This is a genomic window from Microbacterium sp. Bi128, assembly GCF_918698205.1.
Genome location: NZ_CAKKMM010000360.1, coordinates 1 through 4409, shown reverse-complemented (window position 1 = coordinate 4409; position 4409 = coordinate 1). Strand labels below are relative to the sequence as shown.

Below are 4409 nucleotides of genomic sequence, written 5' to 3'. Positions count from 1 at the left end.
TATAAGAGACAGAGCCCCACCCAGATCGCCCTGGCCGAGAAGCTGCTGGAACTGTCCAAGGCCCCGGCCGGCTCCAAGGTGTTCTTCGCCAACTCCGGCACCGAAGCCGTCGAGGCGGCCTTCAAGCTGGCGCGCCGTAACAGTGGCGCCAGCCAGTCCGCGGCCGCGGAGAATACTGTCGCGGAAAAAACAGCGAAGCCGCGCACCAAGATCATCGCGCTCGAAGGCGCCTTCCACGGGCGCACCATGGGCGCCCTCGCGCTGACCTCCAAGGAGGCCTACCGGGCGCCGTTCGCGCCGCTGCCCGGCGGCGTCGTGCATGTCCCGTTCGGTGACATCGAGGCCCTCCGCGCCGCCATTGATGAGACCACCGCTGCCGTCTTCCTCGAACCGATCCAGGGTGAGGCCGGCGTCCGGCCGCTGCCTGCCGGCTACCTCAAGGCGGCCCGCGAGGCCACGAGCGCGGCGGGCGCCCTGCTGATCCTCGACGAGGTCCAGACCGGCATCGGCCGCACCGGCAAGTGGCTGGCCAGCGAGGACGCCGGAATCGTGCCCGACGCCGTGACCCTCGCCAAGGGCCTGGGCGGCGGTTTCCCGGTCGGCGCGCTCGTCACGTTCGGCCCGGAAACGTCTGCTCTGCTGACCGCCGGCCAGCACGGGACGACATTCGGCGGCAACCCGGTGGCCACCGCCGCCGCCCTCGCCACCCTGCACGTCCTGGAAAACCAGGACATCCTGGCCCACGTCCGGAACCTGGGGGAGCATCTGCGCGCCGGCCTCGCCGGAATCGCCGGCGTGACAGAGGTCCGCGGCGAGGGGCTGCTGATCGGCTTCGACCTCGACGCCGACGTCGCCCCGGGCGTCGTGGCCGCCGGCCTCGACGCCGGGTTCATCGTCAACAGCCCGGGCCCGCGCACCATCCGGCTGGCGCCCCCGCTGATCCTGACCACCGAGCAGGCAGACCTTTTCCTGGCCGCCCTGCCGGCACTGCTCGAGACCGCCAAGACCAACGCTGCAAAGGACGCCAAGTGACCGCCGCCGTGACCGCCTCAGTGCCCACCCGCCATTTCCTCAAGGACACGGACCTCAGCCCGGCCGAGCAGGCCGAGGTCCTCGAGCTCGCCGTCCGGATGAAGGCCGCGCCCTACAGCGTGCAGCCCTTCGCCGCAGACGGCAACGGCCGCCGGACGGTGGCAGTCATCTTCGACAAGACCTCCACCCGGACCAGGGTCTCCTTCGCCACCGGCATCGCGGACATGGGCGGCAACGCGCTCATCATCAACCCCGGCGAGGCGCAGATCGGGCACAAAGAATCGGTCGAGGACACTGCCAGGGTGCTCGAACGCATGGTCTCCACCATTGTGTGGCGCACCGGCGCGCATGCCGGGCTCGTCGCCATGGCTGAGAACTCCCGCGTTCCGGTCATCAACGCCCTGTGCGATGACTACCACCCATGCCAGCTCCTGGCCGATCTGCTGACCGTCAAGGAGCACAAGGGCTCGCTCCAGGGCCTGACCATGGCCTACCTGGGCGACTCGGCCAACAACATGGCCAACTCCTACCTGCTGGCCGGCGTGACGGCGGGCATGAACGTCCGCATCGCCGGACCGGAGGGCTACCTGCCGTCGCCGGAGATCATCGCCGCCGCCGAGGACCGTGCCGCGGAGACCGGCGGCTCGGTGCTGGTGACGGTGGACCCCGCCGAAGCGCTCCTGGGCGCCGACGTCGTCGCGACCGACACGTGGGTGTCCATGGGCCAGGAGGCGGAGAAGGAAGCGCGGATGAAGCTGTTCCGCGCCTATTCCGTGGATGCCGACGCGATGAAGCTCGCGGCGCCGGACGCCGTCGTGCTGCACTGCCTCCCGGCCTACCGGGGCTACGAGATCGCCGCGGACGTCATTGACGGCCCGCAGTCGGTGGTCTGGGACGAGGCCGAAAACCGGCTGCACGCGCAGAAGGCACTCATGGCCTGGCTCATGCACCGCTCCGGTCTGGCAGTGGTTGACGGTCTGGCGCCACTCGATGGTCCGGCACCGGTGGGCGGACCGGCCTGATGTCCGTCCAGCCAGCCTCTCCTGGGGCCAGCCCGGCCACCAAGACAGCCCGGCAGGCGCGGATCACGGCGATTCTCACGGGCGAATCTGTCCGTTCCCAGGCAGAGCTCGCGGCGCTGCTCGCGGACGACGGCGTCCAGGTCACCCAGGCCACGCTGTCACGCGACCTCGTGGAACTCGGCGCCGTCCGGGTCCGCGGCAAGGACGGCGTGCTGGTCTACGCCGTCCCGGGGGAGGGCGGCGAGCGGGCGGCCAAGAGCGGCGTCACGCAGGAAATCCTCGACGCCCGGCTGACCCGGTTGTGCGGGGAACTGCTCGTCACCGCCGAGGCCTCCGCCAACCTCGTGGTGCTTCGGACCCCGCCGGGCGCCGCGAACTTCCTGGCCCTCGCCATCGACCACTCGGTAATGCCCTCGATCCTGGGCACCATCGCTGGGGACGACACCGTCCTGCTTGTCACCCGGGACCCCCTGGGCGGCGCGGACATCGCCGCACGCTTCCTGCAGTTCGCCGAGGAAGCCGGCCAATAAGCCACACCATGAGCCCTTCACAGGACCGGGCACCCGGGTGTGTGACAGGCTTGCAACAGAGCTTTTCCCAGACTTAATGCATCACCAAACAACTAAGGAGCATTTCCGTGACTGAGCGTATTGTTCTGGCCTACTCCGGTGGCCTGGATACTTCCGTAGCCATCGGCTGGATCGGTGAAGCCACCGGCGCCGAGGTCATCGCCGTGGCGGTCGACGTCGGACAGGGCGGCGAATCGCTGGAGACCATCCGCCAGCGCGCGCTGGGCTGCGGCGCCGTCGAGGCCTACGTCGCCGACGCCAGCGACGAGTTCGCCAACGAGTACTGCGTGCCCACGCTGAAGGCCAACGCCCTCTACCAGGGCCACTACCCGCTGGTCTCCGCCATCTCCCGCCCGGTGATCGTCAAGCACCTGGTCAAGGCCGCCCGCGAATTCGGCGCCACCACCGTCGCCCACGGCTGCACCGGCAAGGGCAACGACCAGGTCCGCTTCGAAGTCGGCATCCAGACCCTGGGCCCGGACCTGAAGTGCATCGCCCCGGTCCGTGATCTCGCCCTGACCCGCGACAAGGCCATCGCCTTCGCCGAGGAAAAGGGACTGCCGATCGAGACCACCAAAAAGAACCCGTACTCGATCGACCAGAACGTCTGGGGCCGCGCCGTCGAAACCGGCTACCTCGAGGACATCTGGAACGCCCCCACCAAGGACATCTACGACTACACCGCCACCCCGGAATTCCCGCCGGCACCGGATGAGGTCACCATCTCCTTCGAGGCCGGCGTGCCGGTCGCGATCGACGGCGTCAAGGTCACCCCGCTGCAGGCCATCAAGGAACTCAACCGCCGCGCCGGTGCCCAGGGCGTGGGCCGGATCGACGTCGTCGAGGACCGCCTCGTGGGCATCAAGTCCCGCGAGATCTACGAGGCACCGGGCGCCATGGCGCTCATCACCGCGCACAAGCACCTCGAAGACATCACGATCGAGCGCGAGCAGGCCCGCTTCAAGGCGACCGTCGGCCAGCGCTGGGCCGAGTTGGTCTACGACGGCCAGTGGTTCTCGCCGCTCAAGCGCTCCCTCGACGCCTTCATCGAGGACACCCAGAAGTACGTCTCCGGCGACATCCGCATGGTGCTGCACGGCGGCCAGGCGATCGTCAACGGACGCCGCTCCGAGACCTCGCTCTACGACTTCGACCTTGCCACATACGACACCGGCGACACGTTCGACCAGTCGATGGCGCGCGGCTTCATCGAACTGTGGGGCATGTCCGCCAAGGTTGCCTCCGGCCGCGACATCCGCGTCGCAGGAGAGTAGCCCCTGTGGCTGAGCAAAAGTCTGAGGCTACAAATACGGGAGCGCTGTGGGGCGGCCGGTTCGCCGGCGGCCCAGCGGACGCCCTCGCCGCGCTGAGCAAGTCCACGCACTTCGACTGGCGGCTGGCCCGCTACGACATCGCCGGGTCCAAGGCGCACGCCCGCGTGCTGCACAAGGCCGGGCTGCTGGACGACGCCGAACTGGACGGCATGCTGGCCGCCCTGACGCAGCTGGATGAGGACGTCGCCTCCGGCGCCTACCTGCCGGCCGAGTCCGATGAGGACGTGCACGGTTCGCTCGAGCGTGGCCTGATCGAGCGCGCCGGTACCCAGCTCGGCGGCAAGCTCCGCGCCGGCCGGTCCCGCAACGACCAGGTGGCCACCCTGGGGCGGATGTTCCTGCGCGACCACGCCCGGATCATCGCCCGCGGCGTGCTCGCCACGATTGACGCACTCGTGGACCAGGCCAAGGCGCACCAGGGCGTGGCCATGCCCGGCCGCACCCACCTGCAG

General features: G+C 69.3%; 5 protein-coding genes. All 5 read left to right on the top strand.

Features of this window, described 5'->3' with window-relative positions; genetic code table 11:
• A partial coding sequence (locus LQV45_RS18990; RefSeq protein WP_230008350.1) for an aminotransferase class III-fold pyridoxal phosphate-dependent enzyme occupies window positions 1-1032 on the top strand: 1032 nt, incomplete at its 5' end.
• Window positions 1029-2054, top strand: a complete 1026-nt coding sequence (gene argF / locus LQV45_RS18985; RefSeq protein ID WP_374208247.1) for an ornithine carbamoyltransferase — start codon at window positions 1029-1031, stop codon at window positions 2052-2054. The genes LQV45_RS18990 and argF, both read left to right, overlap by 4 nt.
• Entirely contained in the window at window positions 2054-2584 is a 531-nt protein-coding gene (locus LQV45_RS18980; protein WP_079551248.1) for an arginine repressor, read from the top strand. The genes argF and LQV45_RS18980 overlap by 1 nt, the downstream gene beginning before the upstream one ends.
• A 107-nt stretch (window positions 2585-2691) precedes the next feature.
• A complete protein-coding gene (locus tag LQV45_RS18975) occupies window positions 2692-3897 on the top strand; it encodes an argininosuccinate synthase (protein ID WP_028277269.1) in 1206 nt (401 codons plus the stop codon).
• 5 nt (window positions 3898-3902) lie between these two features.
• A partial coding sequence (locus tag LQV45_RS18970; RefSeq protein WP_253074578.1) for a lyase family protein occupies window positions 3903-4409 on the top strand: 507 nt, incomplete at its 3' end.